The organism is Methanocorpusculum sp. GPch4 (assembly GCF_012062385.1).
GTDB classification, from domain to species: Archaea; Halobacteriota; Methanomicrobia; order Methanomicrobiales; family Methanocorpusculaceae; genus Methanocorpusculum; species Methanocorpusculum parvum.
In genome coordinates, this window is the sequence record NZ_SIJA01000029.1 from 26,822 (window position 1) to 42,424 (window position 15,603).

The following is a 15,603-nucleotide window of genomic DNA, read 5'->3' on the forward strand; positions in this document are numbered from 1 at the left end:
TTGAGGTGGGGCAGTTATGATTAACCTAATCATTGGAATTGTAGTAGAAGAAATTTCAGTAATTATTTTAAGAATAATATTAACCCCTCTTATCTGGGAAATGGGAAATATTGCAGGAAATATGGATGGTTATAACCTTTTTATCCTCTGTATGGATTTAGCAAATATCATTCCAGCAGGCATCTTGTTGCTACTTGGAATTTTACTCGCGGTGGGACATAATTAATCCTAAATTTCCTTTGATTGATCCATCGGTTCAGATAAATAAAATCCAAATGAATTGATTATAGCTAACACGTGTGTAATTTTCACATATTATCTCATGATGGTCAATCCCGCATCCATCTTTTCATAAATGTAGTTCAGAAAGAAACCACATATCCCACGGTCGCAAGTTTCCTTCGAAAACTTGATCGCAAGGCAAAGCCTTGCTCGGCTAAGGGACCTAAAGGTCCCCGCCTCCGCTGAGGTCGTCCCCTTCGCTTCGCTCGGGTCCAACCCGCGAATAAACTCCTTTATCCCCCTTCACCCCAAATAGTACCCACACCAATGACCGGCGGAGAAGAAGTATTCAAATATAAACAGTGCCTCATCCTCAGAAGCGACTTAAAACTCAGCTGCGGAAAAATGTGTGCCCAGGCAGCCCATGCCTCCATCGGCGCCTACGAAAAAGCCTCCCTTGCTGACAAAAAAGAATGGCTCCGGGAAGGCCAGAAAAAAGTCGCCCTCAAAGCCTCCGGCGAACGAGCCCTCTACGAACTCAAATTCGCTGCAGAAATGGCAGGCGTCCCTGCCTCCCTCATCATCGACGCCGGCTACACCGAGATCCCCCCCGGAACCATCACGGCGCTTGGCATCGGGCCCGCAAAAGCCGAACTCATCAATAAAATAACCGGACACCTCCCCCTCCTCTGACATGAAACCATCCACCCACCCACTCGAAATCGACCTCGGCATGCGGTACTACGCCACAAGCCAGCCGGGAGTCGGCGGACGTCTGCGAACGACGCCCGAAGACTTCGTCGTCGAAGAACTGCCCATCACCTTCACCAACACCGGACCCTACACAATCTGCAAACTCACCAAACGCTCCTGGGAACACCAGCATGCCATGCACGAGATCACCGACCGGTTAAGGATCAGCCAGAAACGCATCGGATGGGCAGGCACCAAAGACAAAAACGCCGTCACCACCCAGTACATCTCCCTCTACAACGTCCCGGCGGAAGTCCTCGAGAACCTCAACATCAAAGACATGATCATAGAACCGGTCGCCACCCACCAGTTCTCCCTCGGCCTCGGGCAGCTCCTGGGCAATACCTTCAAGATCACTCTCCGGGACTGCGAAGAAGAAAATCTCGCTGAGATCACCGCCGCGATCGCAGGCGAAATAGCGGCCGGTATCCCCAACTACTACGGACTCCAGAGATTCGGCGCACTCAAACCCGTCACCCACAAAATGGGATACCATATCCTTCGAAACGAGTTCAAAGAAGCCGTCGACCTCTACGTCGGAGGCTGCTTCCCGCACGAATCCGAACAGGTCCAGAACGCCCGCAGAGCATTCGCCGAAACCGGCGACGCAAAAACCGCTCTGTATGAACTCCCCTACTGGCTCTCTTATGAGCGGATCATGCTCGACTCCCTCGCCAAAAACCCCGGCGACTACGGAGCGGCCCTTCAGGCAATGCCCCCAAAACTCCTCTCCATGTTCGTCTCGGCATACCAGTCCTGGCTCTTCAACATTGCCCTTTCCAGGAGATGCGAAGACGGAACACCGCTCAACGATCCGAGAATCGGCGAACATCTCGAGTTCACGAACGGGCGGATCGACACCGTCACCGAGAAAAACATCGCGACCGCCCGCCAGCACATGAAACGCGGAAGATGTTTCGTCGTCGGCTGGATGCCCGGAAAGACCCTCCCGGTAGCCCCGGGTCCTCTCGAAGAGACGATGACTGCCCAGATGGAGAAGGACAACATCTCCATGCAGAGTTTTGCCGCCGCCGCTGAGTTTGTAAAAACCAACTTCGACGGCGCCCACAGGAGAATTTCTCTTGCGACCGAAGTAAAGACCGCGGTCTTTGAAAACAATGTGGAGCTGAGCTTCGTTCTGCCGCCCGGCCATTACGCGACCACCGTCGCGAGAGAGTTCATGCAGGCAGCTCCCGAAAAAATGGTCTAACCGCCAACTCCTTTTTTAGACAGCGGGATTTCGAAAACCCGGATTCGCGATACATATAAGGTGCCTGCAGGCAACTCTACACGTATGAGGAAATCTGCATTTCTCCTGATACTTATCCTGATTTTTGCCGTTATTTCAACCGCAGGATGCACACATCAGGCCATACATCTCGACACGGACAAAAAACCTTACTCATCGAATACGCCGGATATCGGCGGAGTCTTCAACATGTACGCCTACGATGACTTCGTCATGTGGGAGTACATCATTGAGACGGAAGATAAAGTAATCTACGGAATCAATTTTAATGAAGGGGTCATCCCGGAGAAGGACTGGAAAGCGAAGAGCGAAGAGGCACTCGCTGCTGTCAAAGAGTATCACGCGGCCAAGTACGCGGACGCATTCGAGATGAAAGAGGTGACGATCCTCGGGCAGTATGAAGACGGCCTGCATAAGGGTAAGGCCTATTGGACCTATTTATCGCCCGATGAGCTGGCATTCTCGAGGTTAGAAACAGGGACAAATTAGAATTTATCGTGCCAGTACCCGGTGACCCGGCCGTTCAACGCGAGCTGCCCGAGTCGTTTGTCGATCTCCGGCAGGATGTCCCGGGGTGTGGAACCGGCGAGCGGCGTTCCCGGAAGCGGAGTCAGGTAATGGACATGGGCCGTTCCGTATCTGGTCACGTCAGAAACGAGTGAGAGGGTCGCCTCCTCATCCTCGTCCGACGCAAACGGGAAGCCGAAGATCACGTCTACCACGGGAATCAGCCCGACTTTTTTACAAGTATCCAGCGCCGAATAGACATCGGAGACCGTATGACCCCGGCCCATTTTCCGGAGAACGGCGTCCGAACCGGACTGCGCCCCGAAATGGAGTTTGGTGTTCGAACAGAACTCCGTCACGAGTTCGGCGGTCTCCTGAATAACGAACTCGGGCCTGACCTCGGAAGGGAACGTCCCGAAGTAGATATTGTTCTTCGGCATCGAAGACAAAAGGCGGCGGAGTTTTTCCACATCCGGAACGCGGCCGTCCGCCGAACCGTAGGCGAATGCGTTCGGCGTGACGAAACGTGCATCCTGATATTTTTCCGCCATAGAGACGATCGCTTCCCTTGAACGATGACGCATCCGTCTTCCGTGCAGACATGGCGTCTGGCAGTAGGCGCAGGAAAACGGGCAGCCGCGGGAAAGTTCGATATAGCCTTTCATCCGCGAAAACGAGGGGAATGCATCGAGTAAGACCGAATGATCGATCGGGACGAAAACGGAACCCCGGGAGGTGACTCCCGGGATCTTTGAAGCATCCTCTCCCGCCTCGAGAGCGGCAAGAAGCCGAGGGAGGGTCCGTTCTCCTTCGCCGACCGCGACATAATCCGCGATCTCAGCGACCTCCTCCGGACAGGCCGAGGGGTGTGGGCCGCCGACTATCGTGATCTGCTCTGCGGAGCGGATCTCGTCGACATATTTAGGATAGTCAAGACTATTCAGACTATAACAGATCACATCCCCCCCGTCCGAGGGGGAATCGACCGGCTCGAGAATGTATCCGTATTTTTCGGACGCGGCATACAGGGCAGCATACGAGTTTCTGGCCGCTGCGATGAAACGCCAGGTTATCCGCATTATGCGAAAGAGACCGTACCGCTTGTCCCGTCAACGGTGACGACACCGTTCGTTGGAAGAACACCATTTAGGCGGTCGATCGTCGGGATCTCCGCGATGATCGCTCCGGTCGCGATGATCGTTTCACACTCGGTGTTGATGATCGCGGCGGGGGCCGCGTGGTTTTTCGCGAGGGCATATAAGACATAGGAGCCGACGGTCGAACCTTTTCCGTACGGAAAGACGAGAACTTTTCCGGTGATCGACTTACCGAAGAGCGGATGGGACTCATCGATGACGATACCGGTTTTCGGATCGACACCTCCGAGGAAGGATATGGGTGTATCGGTTATCAGGAGAGGGCCGGTTCCGGTCCCTTTTGCAATGCTTCGTCCCTGCAGTAACATTGGTTAATACTATTGAGTGGGAAGATTTTATAGTTTTACCAATTTTCGATTCGTATCCGGCATTAGGTATCTGCGGCTGTGCCGAAGAGATTTCCGTTCCCCTTATCATGGAAAAAAACCAAAAGAACTGTATGAACTGTATCGTCACCGGAGGAGCGGGATTCATCGGCTCGCATTTGGTGGATCTTCTTGCTGCCGGCCGGCATAACGTCACCGTGATCGACTCGATGGTTGCCGGAAGGATGAGCAATATCGAAAAAAATCTTGACAAGATAACATTTGTTTCCGCCGATCTTCTCAAAGACGGCTGGCAGAAGCATTTTGCCGGCGCAGACAGGGTCTATCATATCGCCGCCGATCCGGATGTCCGCGGATCCGCACGAAAATCCTTTGAGGTGTATGAAAACAATGTCACCGCCACGATCCGGGTTCTTGAAGCTATGAAAGAACACGGCGTAAAAGAGATCGTTTTCACCTCCACCTCGACCGTATACGGAGAAGCTTCGGTGATCCCGACGCCCGAGACCTACTCACCCATGATCCCGATCTCGGTCTACGGCGCGAGCAAACTCGCCTGCGAAGCGATGATCTCATCCTATGCCGCGACCTACGGCTGGAAAGCCTGGGTCTACCGGTTCGCAAACATCGTCGGCGCACGCAGCACGCACGGGATCATCTATGATTTCGTGCAGAAACTTCGCGCGAACCCAAAGGAGCTGGAGATCCTCGGCGACGGGCGGCAGAGCAAATCCTATCTTGCGGTCGAAAACTGCGTGAAGGCGATGATCTTTGCACCTGAAGTCTCAAACGACACCTTCAACTTTTTCAATATCGGCTCGGAAGACTGGGTCAACGTAAAGCGGATCGCCGAGCTGATCGTGGAAGAGATGGGGCTGGAAAATGTCAGGTTCAACTTCACCGGCGGCGACCGCGGATGGGTGGGCGATGTTCCGCTGATGAGACTCGGCGTCGACAAACTCAGAGCACTCGGCTGGGATCCGGCAATCACGTCTGAGGAGAGTGTCCGCCGCGCTATCCGGGCGACTCTGGCCGAGTGAAGCATCCAAAATCTCCCCTCTTTTTTTCCGGCGCCGGACCATAGAAAAAAATTCTGTTAGAGAATATTTATCCCTCATCAACGCCAATTTCCAATCAGTGGCAACCTTTCTTGACATCTTCTGGGAGTATTTTTCCGGCAAGACGCTGCCCGCGCCGGCACTGATCGGATTCACGCTAGGTTTGGCCATTGCGGTCACGATAACGCTTATCGTAGCGCTTTTCTTTCTCGATATGTACGGCACACCCTCGTTTATCATAAAAATCGTCGGCCTCACGACGACCGCCGCAGACAATCAGCATATCGAGCTGGAACTCGTGAGCGGCAAAGATCTCGATGATATCGTTTCACTTCAGGTATATGTCAACGGCGTTCCTGCCGAACCCGTGAATCCTCCGGGAGTCTACACCCCGGGAGTACGGCTGACCTATAAGATACCGCCGGATATAGGGGACGGAAAATATGCGGTGTCGGTCGTCGGGGTCTTTAAGGACGGGATCATCGCCGAGCTGTACAACACCACGGCGAGAAAAAGTTAAAAGCAGGATCTGATCTCAGTCCCGCTTGATCTTGAGGAATTTGCCGTTTCCTGCATACTTGGCAAGGGAGCCGTCTTCCATCTGATACACCTGCCCCTCAACAAAAGCCGGCTGACTTTCCCCGCCTTTTGCCTGTTCCTTTTCTTTTTTTGCTCTGCGGAGTCTCCTCTCGAGTCCGGCCGAGAGTATGATGATGATGAAACAGAGGAGGATGAAGCCAATGAAAAGAAGCCAGCCGTCAGGTGCGAATCCGGATATTTCTGTCATTTCTTATACCTATTGGACCCGGCCTTCTTATATTTTGCCGGCGGCGAGTTTTTCGATCAGCTCGCCGGAGCGCCGGCAGCCCTCGCGTTTTGCGATTTTTTCAAGCGCCGCAGAAACACCGCTGCCGTACTGCATGGCTTTTTTGGGTTTCCAGGCGATCTCTTCCGGAAGATACTCGGCGGCAACGGTCCGAAGAGCGATTTTGCGCAGGTCGCCGCAGACCAGTTCCTCAGCAGAGAATTTCCGCGAGGCACGCACGACCCGCTCATCCATGAACGGCAGGGAATACCAGACACCAAACAGCGCCGCGACCGCGGCATCCCTTTCCCTTTGCTGAGCAAGGCCGGCAAAGTCGGCCGCCAGATCAGCACGGAGATCGGCCGAGCGGCCGTATCGTGCATACCCCCCGAAAAGTTCATCGGCTGCCTGACCGGTGAGGACACGTGACGCGCCGGCCTCTTTGGCAGTTTGGGCGATGAAGTATCCGGTTATCCCGATCTCGACGTCGAGCGGGGTGATCCGCGGGATGACCGCGAGGACTTCTTCAAGTGCGGCTCTGATATCATCCGTGCCGATCTCTTTTACGGTGAGAGGGAGACCGAGGATCTCTGCGGTTTTTTCCGCGGCTTCCAGATCATGCGAACCGGGAACGCCGACCGCGATACAGGGAAGTCCCGCGAGAACGGCAACGAGTGAGGAGTCCACGCCGCCCGAGAGCGTAGTGACGGCATCCTTCGCGGTGCGGAGCGAGACGGCGGTCTCGATAGCCTCACAAAGCGGCATATCAGGGACACGCGGCTCGGCCGTGATGACGCGTTTTCCTTCGGTGAGCCCGGGCATGATATGATACTTGTCCCGGATGAAGCAGTCGTCCGTCTCGATGATGAACTCGCCGCCGCATTCAGCGAGCCGGGATGTTGCAAACGTTTCGATCTCGGCACGGTCGAGCAGCCGGCCGCTCTCTTCTATCCAGCCGGTAAGCTGCATTCAGTACCCCCGCTGAAGATTTTCGAACTCTTCTGCGATGCAGTTTCGCATCATCTTTTCCAGAGCTTTCATATCGATTGGCGGCGTGCTTTTTTCTTCGATGAGCCGGTCCATCATTCTGATCGCTTCGCTGAGATCCTTCGCATATTTATTTGCGATCCCGAGCGCATCCTCGGATATGCGAACGACTTTCGTTGCCATACTTTACTGTATATCTCCACGGCAATATATAAGTAACATATCGTAACAGAATAGTGCAGGGCTGTTACAAATTGTAACTTCCAGGAGATTCAGGTGTTACAAAACGTAACTGTGAAGAAAAATAGTCGTTGAAACGGTAAATAAATCTGCAAAACGTGGAGATTGGGTGTTACCCTCCCCCCATTGGGCTGGCCCACCCGTAAATGTTTTATCCATCCGTTATAAGTTTTGAATCTATCGCCTTCTTTTCAGGCGCGGTTATCGCAATCAAACAACAAATGAAGGGGCATCATTGCTTTTTGACCGCCCGGCATTTCTCCGGGCGTAAACCGTTTAGGCATAACTCAAGAGCACATGCCAAACATTTTATCTCCAATTGACTAATAGACCCACAACTAGATAATACTATCCTTTGTGAACAAAATTAAAATTTATTATCAAACAATATGATACATACCTGAAAAATCGAGAAAAATAATCATCATTTGTGTTCAGACAATCAAATTTCAAAATCGACGCCGTATATCCGTTTCGGCACCGAGCCGTGAACACGCCGCATATCCTCAAAAGTCACTGCGCCCTCCTGGAGAAGTTTCTGCATCCTTCTGGGGACCGAACGCGGACCGTTCACCGCACCCGGCCGTGAAAGATCGTCCATGTAATCACTCTCGAGCGTGAACTCCCGTTTCTCTGCAAACCACTGATCCAGAAACGGCTCTCTGACCGTTATCGAAGGATGAAGCGGCGTCTCGCAGGTCGCAAAATGCTTCACGACCCTTGATGGATCCATCCCGCAGGATTTTGCGAGAGCCGGCACGTCCCCGCACGGTCCGGACTCCGCATGGATCTGCAGTGAACAACCAAGCTCGCCTGCAAGCGTAAGGGCTCTTTCAAGGATGCGGTTTGACGCCTCCCACACCTCCGGCGTCACCGGATAATGCGGCCTGCCCGACTTCAGCCCGATACATCTGCCTTCACTGACATACTCGGCGGCGATATCGAGAGCCCCGCACATCAGCTCCTCGGCGGCGGAAAGTCCGAGCCTTTCCGAAAGCCGCCCGATCTCGGCCGGGTGAACGCCCGCGACCGGATAACAGATACACCCAAGCTCGTTCACCATCGCCGAAACCGTCAGCAGTTCATCGAACACCTGACGGTAATCCGCAGGCGTATGGGGCGTAACGCCGCACGACCAGGAGGGAAGCGAGACTAAAACGATGTGCGTCCCGCCGGAACGCATGAACTCTTTGACGACCGACGGGCCGACGCCTGTCCTCCGGTTGATATGAAAATGATCGTCGAGGATCGGAAACTTTTCCATCACTCGAGGATCTTCATCAGCGGATAGCCGCCTTCGAACTTCAGGCTTGCACGGCAGACCGCGTCGCCGTACTTCGTTTCGATAACTGCGTCGTACATCGCCCCGGTGAGTTCCGAGTATCCGAACGGATTCTCATTCATCAGGTTTTTGTCCAGCCGGACCGTGATCTTCGTCACATACGGCTGAAGGGAGACCGCACTTTCGATAGCTGCCTCCACGATCTCTGCGGTCGAACGTGAGATGGGCGTTCCCACAAACTGGTGGTAGAGCGCCCCGAGTTTGATCGCCGCTTCGAACACGGCGTTTTCTCTGTCTGTTGCCATTTATTTTACCTCATGGGTGCGGTGAACTTGATCAGGCCGTTCCTCGGCTGGAACACTTCGCCGTCCATCCGCATTCTTTCGAGAATGTGTTCGACCTCATCCCTCTTATAATGATATTTGTTCTCCATCGTCTCCATGATCTGCTCCACCTTTGCCACGCGGTCGTCGCTTGCCTGGATCAGCGTCTCGATCGTCTCTTTGAGTTCGCGGCGGATCGCACGGCCTGACCTGGATGTTCCGGTGGTGATCTTGTCGATGTCGAGAGCGCCGGTCTTCGCATCGTAGGCGACCTGTCTCAGACAGGTATCCACGATCTTGACCACACGCTCCGCATCCTCCTGCTCGACCTCATCGGCAAGACGCACGCGTGCGCTCGCTTCTGCGAGCCGGACGAGCGCTTCCAGCTGACGGGCGGTGATCGGGACCGGTTTGTCGGAGTTTTCGTAGGCAACGCTTCGAAGGCTCTGATAATACTGGACGAGAACATCCTTCGCTTCTTCTTTCAGAAGAGGGAAGCAGTTTCGTTTTGCGTAGGCCAGATACTTTCGAAGCATCGCGGCATCGATCTCCGGCGTGACCGGGGCGAGTTCGCGTTTGAAGTACTCATCGTCCGCTCCCGGGATCGGGTACTTCTTGTGCCGCATCAGTTTTTCACCTGCCGAGTGGGCCTTGATGATGTGGCGGGCGATGTTGAGATCTCTCACCGCGTCCGGCTGATCCTTCATGATGAAGATCAGATCGAAACGGGAGAGAAGGGACGGGGGCATGTTGATCTGTTCGGAGATGTTGGCATACTCGTCGAAGCGGCCGAGTTTCGGGTTCGCGGCGCCGAGAAGCGAACAGCGGGTCCGCAAGGTCGCGTTGATGCCGGCTTTTGCGATGGAAACCGACTGCTGCTCCATCGCTTCGTGGAGCGAGGAACGGTCGTCTTTTTGCATCTTGTCCATCTCATCGACCGCGGCGATACCTTTGTCCGCGAGAACGAGCGCTCCGGCTTCAAGCGTCCAGCGCCCGTCGCCCAGATCATCTTTGACCGCGGCGGCCGTCAGACCTGCCGAGGACGCGGATTTTCCAGACGTATAGATACCGCGGGGAGCAAGTTTGATGACATACCTAAGCAGCTGGGACTTGGCGATACCCGGGTCACCGACTAAAAGGATATGGATGTCGCCTCGAAGATTCGAGCCGTCGGGCATTTCTTTCGGGATGCCGCCAAACATCTGGAGAGCGATAGCTTCCTTGACCTCGTCGTTTCCGTAGATGGTCGGGGCGATAGACCGCGAGATCTTGCCGTAGACACCCGGATCAGAGGCCATCTCTTTGATGGCCTTCTCATCCTCTTCGGAGATGTTGACCTCTTCGAACTCTTTGATGGAGATCTCGATCGAGTTGCACTCGATGTAGAGGTCGAAGACGGTGCTTTTCTGGCCGCCGACGACCCGCTGCACGCTTCGAAGGATACCGTTCACGATGACGCGGTCACCCGGCGAGACTCTGCCGCAGAGATCGTCGATCGTGTCGATGTCGATGTTCTGCGGCTGCTCGCCTCCGCGGAGTCCTTCGGGGGTCTCCTGGACACGGAGTTTCTGCGAGTCGATGAAGGTCGATTTGCTCTGCACGAGTTCGAGCTTTTTGAGCGTACACTCGGCGTGCCCGCACATGTCCGGCTCGGAGTAGGAGCCGTACTCCTGTTTTTTGTAGGTGATATGCCCGTTCACGCAGCGGAACGCTCCGGTGACGAGCCGCGGGCGGACTTCCGTCACCCGGCGGACGATCCCATCGATGCTGACGAATTTATTGATGTCTTCTGCCCGGATGTCCCTGATCTGGGTCTTTCGCGGGAGGTGGAAGAATCTGATATTGACTTTGCCGATGATCGTATCGGAGATGTCGTTTCCTTCGACATCTTTTCCGGTGATGAGCCGTGAGGTCCGGATCGCGTCTTTGACGTCCTCTAAGGTCTTTCCCGGGTGTTCGAGCAGTTCATCAGCGAGAACGACCCCGATCTTTCCGTATTTTTCGAGGACCCCGTAGTCTATCTCCAGAGAGCGCTCGCTTGGGTATTCACGCGAGATCTTATTGAGTTCGCTTTTGTATTTTTTCTTGAGAAACCCGGTCCACTCTTCGACCCGGTCTACAACTTCCAGTTCAACTGCCATGTTCCTCCATAATCGTTATACTTTGGCGTGAGGAGATATGAAAGATGCTATGTTCTTGGGGAAGGGGGTGTTAATCCCACCAATTCGGGGAGGGTATTGCCGGGTGTGGAGACTAGAGATTATTTAACCGCGAATAAGCCCAAACGGACCTAGTCCGTTTGAGGCGGCACGCAAACCGATGGTTTGCACGCCTCCGCGAATAAACCCGTTCGCAAATCAAAGATTTGCTTGCGTGCCGGTTTTTCTTTTTTTTCATTTTTTTGTATTGGGGTGCGGGGACGCGACTCCGGCGCGGAGCGTCCCGCGGTGGAGATATCCTATTTCTGCGTCCCAAAACCATTTCAGGTAGTTCGTCAGCACTGGGTGATCAGATAGGAGGTCGAGGTCTTCGAGAGAAGATCGCCGTCGACACTGCCGCGTCGAACCTCCGCTTCGGCGAAGATGATGCGTCTTCCTTTCCGGATGATCTTTGCGACGGCGAAGATCTCGTCGTCTTTTGTTCCGCGTATGAACTCTGTCGTTTCCGAGATCGTCGTGGTCCCTGATCCGGGGTCGAGCTCGGCTAAAATCGCAAGCGCGATAGCCTCGTCTGCAAGGATGACGTAAAATCCTCCCTGCAGGAATCCGACACCGTTGTGAAGTTTATCCGAGGCTTTCATTTTGAGAACAGCCTGCCCGTCACCCCACGAGACCGGGCTGATCCCAAGCGTCATGAACGTGGGGTTGGCCGCGGCACCTATCGATGCGATCTTTTCAGCGTATTCGTGCATGCGCATACGTTCTCTTTGCAGGAACAAGAGATTTGCTATTTTTTCTGCTTCGACGGACAGGACTAAATAGGGCCCGGAATAATACTCAAGCATGCAATCATCTCTCGACGTGAGAAATCCTGCCACGAATGAAGTCATCGGCACAATAAAAAACACCACGCCTGATGATGTGGATCTGTGCGTGAGTGCGGCGCAGGAGATCCTTCCCGTTTGGGAAAAGACCGCCGCATCGAAGCGTGCCGTACTGTTTGTGAATGCGGCGTCCCTGATCCGCTCACGGGTGGACGGTCTTGCCGCTCTTCTGACGACCGAACAGGGAAAACCGCTTCGCGAGGCGCGTGACGAGATCCTTGGATCCGCTCATGTGTTTGAGTATTATGCTTCGGTATGCGGGAGCATTCCGGGCGATGCACGCGATCTGCCGGGATACGGGTATCTGAACGTTGTTAGAAAACCGCTCGGGGTCTGCGCCGCGATCATTCCCTGGAACATGCCGGTGATGATCTTTGCCTGGAAGGCGGGAGCGGCGCTCGCCTGCGGGAACGCGGTCCTCGCAAAGCCTTCGAAGACCGCCCCCTTAACGATCATAAAGATTGCTGAGGCTCTTCACGAGGGAGGGTTTCCAAAAGAAGCTCTGCAGATCGTGACCGGGTCAGGAGAGCAGACGGGGTCCGCCCTGATCACGCATCCGGATGTCCGGCATATCTCGTTTACGGGTTCTATCCAGTCGGGAAAGGCGGTTTCGCTTCAGGCGGCTCCGCATCTGAAGAAGCTGACGCTGGAACTTGGCGGGAACGACAGTTTCATCGTGACGAGAACGGCGGATATCGAATCGGCGGTGAAAGCGGCGGTGAGGAACCGGTTCTACAACTGCGGGCAGGTCTGCACGTCGGCGAAACGGATCTTAGTGGATGAACATATCGCGGAGGAGTTCGTGCACAAGGCGGAGGTGATGCTTTCGGGGTATGTTGTGGGGAACGGGCTAGAGAAGGTGAATATGGGGCCGCTGAACAATGCGAATCAGCTGGCGCTGATCGAGGCGTTTGTAGAGGGGGTCCTGGATAGGGACGAGGCGCAGCTTGTCTACGGGGGGAAGCGGCTGGATATGCCGGGGAACTTCTATGCGCCGACGCTTTTGAAGAATGTGAGTCCGCTGGCGGTTTCTGAGGAGATCTTCGGGCCGGTGATGTCGGTGATCCCGTTTGGTTCGGCGGATGAGGCTTTGGATATCGCAAACTCGACGATGTACGGCCTGGGGTCTTCGGTCTGGACGTCGGAGATCAGCACGGCACGCAGGTTTGCGGAGGGGCTCCGATGCGGGGTGGTGTGGGTGAATAAGCATCTGACGCTTCCGCCGGAGATGCCGTTTGGGGGGGTCGGGAACTCGGGGTTCGGCAGGGAGAACGGGCGGGACTTCGTGTATGAGTATACGGAGCCGAAGAGTATTTTGTTCGGGTGAGGCGGATCGACGGCGCAGCCGGCGATCTTAGCTGAGGCGGGGATCTTTAGATCCCTTAGCCGAGCAAGGCTTTGCCTTGCGACCAAATCTTTGATTTGCGATCCGGCGCGGAGCCCGACGCGGTGGAAATATCTTAATTTTTGAGATGAATTGTTAACATATCTCTGTGATTAGGATATCCCCACCGCGTGACGCTCCGCGCCGGATCGCAAATCAAAGATTTGCTCAGCTAAGGTCGTCGACTTCGTCGCCAACCCGCAGTCACCCTCCCGCACCCCAAATAAAAAAGACGCCGAATAGATCAAATCTCAGATTTGCGAACGGTTTTTCCCACAGAATTTATCCAAAACTGCGGATGTGTTATTTCAAAAACCCGCACGGGATATCCACAGCGCATTTCCCGCAGACGTTCGCCCCGTATCTCTTCTCATTCTCCTGACACAGCGAAAAGCAGACCCGGCGATCGAATCCCTCCTCGCTCAGCGCCCCCGTCGGGCAGTTTTTCACGCACTTCAAACACTTGCCGGTCAGTTTATACAGACACCTCTCCTCCGTCTCCGGCATATCGGCGACGACCGGCAGATCGGTTACGATCGAGCCGAACCGTCCGCACGAACCGACACGCGTTATCAGAAGATTGTTCAGACCAAACGTCCCGAGACCCGCGATCTCCGCGACGTGCCGCTGCGACCAGCAGCTCATCAGAATCTGTTTGTCCAGATGGACGGCGCTCTCTGGATATGCCGCCCGATATCCGCGGTCCCGGAGGTAATCAATCAGAGAGGTGTTTAAGGAGGCGATCAGCCGATTCGTCTCGACATAACACTCGGCCCACCGCTTCGAGGCGTGCCGCCCGGACACATTCGAGAGGGCGACCTCCTTTTGAAACGGCAAAAAATAGGAAATGACGACCGTCGGGTCCGTAAGGATCTCGGCCGGCATCAGATGTCCCGGCATCACGGTGGTTTTCAAACCGGGAAACATCGGAGAATCACAGTCGGCAAAACCGACCAGCGGTTTTCGCAAGTAGGAAGCGTCTTTCACATACTTTTCGATGAAGGCTGTGATCTCCTCCCGCATCCGTCTACTCCTTGAAGACCATGTCCAGAAGATCGACTGCCTGGACGAGCCCATAGGAACCCTTCGCCTGCACCTCTTTTTCGGTGTAGACCGAGACCTCATCCGGTTCGCCGAGTCCGCGGATCGCAAACGGGACCGGGTCATTTGTGTGGGTCTTCTTCGCGATCGGGGTCGGGTGATCGGGCATCAGCATGATGCAGCCGTCGAAGTTGTCGAGGATATAGCCGACGGCTTTATCCAGATTTTCGATTGCTTTGATCTTCTCTTCAAGACTTCCGAGGTGACCTGCCTCATCGGTTGCCTCGACATGCATATACACGAAGTCCGCATCGCCGTTCGCGGTCTCGACTGCCGCCTGAGCTTTTCCAAGGAAGTTCGTGTCGAGATAGCCGGTCGCACCGGGGACCTTGACGACTTCCATGCCGGCGCACTTCGCAAGACCGAACAGCAGATCGACTGCCGAGATGACCGCTCCCTTCTTATGATATTTTTCAGAGAATGCCGGCATCGCAGGCTTCGGTCCTCCGCTCCACGGCCAGATCGTCGTCGCCGGATTTTTTCCTGCGGCGATGCGCTTTTTATTTACCGGGTGGTTCTCGAACACATCGGAGGCCCGCACGATATAGTTCATCAGACGCTGTGCATCCTCTCCTTTCGGGAGATAATCATTGATGACCTCGCCGACGATATCGTGCGGAGCGGTCGTTTCGGATCCTTTGCCGTCTGGAAGCATCATCACATTTCTGTAGGAGACGCCCGAATACCAGCCGGCTTCAGGGATCTTCTCTTTGAGAGCCTCGAAAAGCTCCGCTCCCTCAGCGCTCGAGATATGGCCGGCCGCAAAATCCTTCATCCTGCCGTTTTCGATCGTGACCAGATTGCACCGGTAGGCGAGTTCCCCCTCTCTGAAAGGGATCCCCATGCTGAGCGCCTCGAGCGCTCCCCGTCCGGTGTAATATTTCAGCGGATCGTAGCCGAGGATCGACATGTTCGCAACGTCCGAACCCGGGGAGAGCGAGTCGTCCACGGTCTTGAGCATGCCGCATCTTCCTTCGCGGGCGATCCGATCCATATTGGGTTTGTGTGCCGCTTCGAGCGGGGTCTTTCCCCCAAGCTCTTCAAGAGGCTCGTCAGCCGCACCGTCAGCAAGAATAAGGATATATTTCATGAAACTCTCCCTCATATATCCGGCGGGCATCGGAATAAATTGCATGGTTGCGACACACAAAGCCCGAATGCTAATT

18 protein-coding genes are annotated in these 15,603 nt (G+C 54.7%); 7 read left to right on the plus strand and 11 right to left on the minus strand.

Going from position 1 to position 15,603, the window contains the following annotated elements:
* Positions 1-16: 16 nt before the first annotated feature.
* The 4 genes from EYA77_RS02760 to EYA77_RS02775 all read left to right on the plus strand — a co-directional run bounded on the left by EYA77_RS02760 (position 17) and on the right by EYA77_RS02775 (position 2,713).
* Complete coding sequence (locus EYA77_RS02760; RefSeq protein WP_167815805.1) at positions 17-226, plus strand: hypothetical protein; 210 nt, start codon at positions 17-19, stop codon at positions 224-226.
* 323 nt (positions 227-549) lie between these two features.
* The gene (gene pth2, locus EYA77_RS02765; RefSeq protein WP_167815806.1) at positions 550-915 is read left to right on the plus strand and encodes a peptidyl-tRNA hydrolase Pth2; all 366 of its coding nucleotides are present in this window, start codon (positions 550-552) and stop codon (positions 913-915) included.
* A gap of 1 nt (position 916) precedes the next feature.
* Positions 917-2,185: a tRNA pseudouridine(13) synthase TruD gene (gene truD, locus EYA77_RS02770; RefSeq protein ID WP_167815807.1), complete on the plus strand. Its 1,269-nt coding sequence runs from the start codon at positions 917-919 to the stop codon at positions 2,183-2,185.
* Positions 2,186-2,269: 84 nt separating this feature from the next.
* Positions 2,270-2,713, plus strand: a complete 444-nt coding sequence (locus EYA77_RS02775; RefSeq protein WP_167815808.1) for a hypothetical protein — start codon at positions 2,270-2,272, stop codon at positions 2,711-2,713.
* On the opposite strand, the gene EYA77_RS02780 is transcribed toward EYA77_RS02775, so the two are convergent.
* Positions 2,710-3,810, minus strand: coding sequence for a TIGR04013 family B12-binding domain/radical SAM domain-containing protein (locus tag EYA77_RS02780; protein WP_167815809.1), 1,101 nt, complete (start codon positions 3,808-3,810; stop codon positions 2,710-2,712). The two genes, EYA77_RS02775 and EYA77_RS02780, sit on opposite strands and share 4 nt — an antisense overlap.
* Complete coding sequence (locus tag EYA77_RS02785; RefSeq protein ID WP_167815810.1) at positions 3,810-4,196, minus strand: DUF126 domain-containing protein; 387 nt, start codon at positions 4,194-4,196, stop codon at positions 3,810-3,812. Before EYA77_RS02785 ends, EYA77_RS02780 begins: the two co-directional genes overlap by 1 nt.
* A 131-nt stretch (positions 4,197-4,327) precedes the next feature.
* On the opposite strand from EYA77_RS02785, the gene EYA77_RS02790 reads away from it, so the two are divergent.
* Both EYA77_RS02790 and EYA77_RS02795 read left to right on the plus strand, forming a co-directional pair.
* The gene (locus EYA77_RS02790) at positions 4,328-5,254 is read left to right on the plus strand and encodes an NAD-dependent epimerase/dehydratase family protein (RefSeq protein ID WP_042697726.1); all 927 of its coding nucleotides are present in this window, start codon (positions 4,328-4,330) and stop codon (positions 5,252-5,254) included.
* 97 nt (positions 5,255-5,351) lie between these two features.
* Entirely contained in the window at positions 5,352-5,792 is a 441-nt protein-coding gene (locus tag EYA77_RS02795; protein WP_042697567.1) for a hypothetical protein, read from the plus strand.
* A 15-nt stretch (positions 5,793-5,807) separates the two neighbouring features.
* Here EYA77_RS02795 and EYA77_RS02800 read toward each other — a convergent pair whose 3' ends face one another.
* From EYA77_RS02800 to EYA77_RS02830, 7 genes are all read right to left on the minus strand, one after another.
* Entirely contained in the window at positions 5,808-6,059 is a 252-nt protein-coding gene (locus EYA77_RS02800; protein WP_042697565.1) for a hypothetical protein, read from the minus strand.
* Positions 6,060-6,086: 27 nt separating this feature from the next.
* A complete protein-coding gene (locus EYA77_RS02805; protein ID WP_167815811.1) occupies positions 6,087-7,046 on the minus strand; it encodes an asparagine synthase C-terminal domain-containing protein in 960 nt (319 codons plus the stop codon).
* Positions 7,047-7,247 (minus strand): hypothetical protein, encoded by a 201-nt coding sequence (locus tag EYA77_RS02810; RefSeq protein ID WP_167815812.1) that lies wholly within the window; start codon positions 7,245-7,247, stop codon positions 7,047-7,049.
* 499 nt (positions 7,248-7,746) lie between these two features.
* On the minus strand, positions 7,747-8,568 hold the full coding sequence (locus EYA77_RS02815) for a TatD family hydrolase (RefSeq protein WP_167815813.1): 822 nt from the start codon (positions 8,566-8,568) through the stop codon (positions 7,747-7,749).
* Positions 8,568-8,891, minus strand: a complete 324-nt coding sequence (locus EYA77_RS02820; protein ID WP_167815814.1) for a dihydroneopterin aldolase family protein — start codon at positions 8,889-8,891, stop codon at positions 8,568-8,570. Before EYA77_RS02820 ends, EYA77_RS02815 begins: the two co-directional genes overlap by 1 nt.
* Positions 8,892-8,896: 5 nt before the next feature.
* On the minus strand, positions 8,897-11,050 hold the full coding sequence (locus EYA77_RS02825; protein ID WP_042697551.1) for a minichromosome maintenance protein MCM: 2,154 nt from the start codon (positions 11,048-11,050) through the stop codon (positions 8,897-8,899).
* Between the two features lie 353 nt (positions 11,051-11,403).
* Positions 11,404-11,913 carry a PaaI family thioesterase gene (locus EYA77_RS02830; RefSeq protein ID WP_245241130.1) on the minus strand — a complete coding sequence of 170 codons (510 nt, stop codon included), beginning with the start codon at positions 11,911-11,913 and terminating at the stop codon, positions 11,404-11,406.
* Between EYA77_RS02830 and EYA77_RS02835 the strand changes: the two genes are divergently transcribed.
* On the plus strand, positions 11,912-13,279 hold the full coding sequence (locus tag EYA77_RS02835) for an aldehyde dehydrogenase (RefSeq protein WP_167815815.1): 1,368 nt from the start codon (positions 11,912-11,914) through the stop codon (positions 13,277-13,279). The two genes, EYA77_RS02830 and EYA77_RS02835, sit on opposite strands and share 2 nt — an antisense overlap.
* A 360-nt stretch (positions 13,280-13,639) precedes the next feature.
* On the opposite strand, the gene EYA77_RS02840 is transcribed toward EYA77_RS02835, so the two are convergent.
* Positions 13,640-14,359 carry an epoxyqueuosine reductase gene (locus EYA77_RS02840; protein WP_167815816.1) on the minus strand — a complete coding sequence of 240 codons (720 nt, stop codon included), beginning with the start codon at positions 14,357-14,359 and terminating at the stop codon, positions 13,640-13,642.
* A 4-nt stretch (positions 14,360-14,363) separates the two neighbouring features.
* Positions 14,364-15,527 (minus strand): cofactor-independent phosphoglycerate mutase, encoded by a 1,164-nt coding sequence (locus EYA77_RS02845; RefSeq protein ID WP_042697541.1) that lies wholly within the window; start codon positions 15,525-15,527, stop codon positions 14,364-14,366.
* Positions 15,528-15,603: the final 76 nt, after the last annotated feature.

Excerpts from the sequence above, each read along its gene's own strand:
- EYA77_RS02825 (WP_042697551.1), bottom strand. The coding sequence starts at position 11,050 with ATGGCAGTTGAACTGGAAGTTGTAGACCGGGTCGAAGAGTGGACCGGG.
- EYA77_RS02780 (WP_167815809.1), bottom strand. The coding sequence starts at position 3,810 with ATGCGGATAACCTGGCGTTTCATCGCAGCGGCCAGAAACTCGTATGCT.
- EYA77_RS02785 (WP_167815810.1), bottom strand. The coding sequence starts at position 4,196 with ATGTTACTGCAGGGACGAAGCATTGCAAAAGGGACCGGAACCGGCCCT.
- EYA77_RS02815 (WP_167815813.1), bottom strand. The coding sequence starts at position 8,568 with ATGGAAAAGTTTCCGATCCTCGACGATCATTTTCATATCAACCGGAGG.
- EYA77_RS02830 (WP_245241130.1), bottom strand. The coding sequence starts at position 11,913 with ATGCTTGAGTATTATTCCGGGCCCTATTTAGTCCTGTCCGTCGAAGCA.
- pth2 (WP_167815806.1), top strand. The coding sequence starts at position 550 with ATGACCGGCGGAGAAGAAGTATTCAAATATAAACAGTGCCTCATCCTC.
- EYA77_RS02840 (WP_167815816.1), bottom strand. The coding sequence starts at position 14,359 with ATGCGGGAGGAGATCACAGCCTTCATCGAAAAGTATGTGAAAGACGCT.
- EYA77_RS02775 (WP_167815808.1), top strand. The coding sequence starts at position 2,270 with ATGAGGAAATCTGCATTTCTCCTGATACTTATCCTGATTTTTGCCGTT.
- EYA77_RS02845 (WP_042697541.1), bottom strand. The coding sequence starts at position 15,527 with ATGAAATATATCCTTATTCTTGCTGACGGTGCGGCTGACGAGCCTCTT.
- EYA77_RS02820 (WP_167815814.1), bottom strand. The coding sequence starts at position 8,891 with ATGGCAACAGACAGAGAAAACGCCGTGTTCGAAGCGGCGATCAAACTC.
- EYA77_RS02805 (WP_167815811.1), bottom strand. The coding sequence starts at position 7,046 with ATGCAGCTTACCGGCTGGATAGAAGAGAGCGGCCGGCTGCTCGACCGT.
- EYA77_RS02800 (WP_042697565.1), bottom strand. The coding sequence starts at position 6,059 with ATGACAGAAATATCCGGATTCGCACCTGACGGCTGGCTTCTTTTCATT.
- EYA77_RS02790 (WP_042697726.1), top strand. The coding sequence starts at position 4,328 with ATGAACTGTATCGTCACCGGAGGAGCGGGATTCATCGGCTCGCATTTG.
- EYA77_RS02760 (WP_167815805.1), top strand. The coding sequence starts at position 17 with ATGATTAACCTAATCATTGGAATTGTAGTAGAAGAAATTTCAGTAATT.
- EYA77_RS02835 (WP_167815815.1), top strand. The coding sequence starts at position 11,912 with ATGCAATCATCTCTCGACGTGAGAAATCCTGCCACGAATGAAGTCATC.
- EYA77_RS02810 (WP_167815812.1), bottom strand. The coding sequence starts at position 7,247 with ATGGCAACGAAAGTCGTTCGCATATCCGAGGATGCGCTCGGGATCGCA.
- truD (WP_167815807.1), top strand. The coding sequence starts at position 917 with ATGAAACCATCCACCCACCCACTCGAAATCGACCTCGGCATGCGGTAC.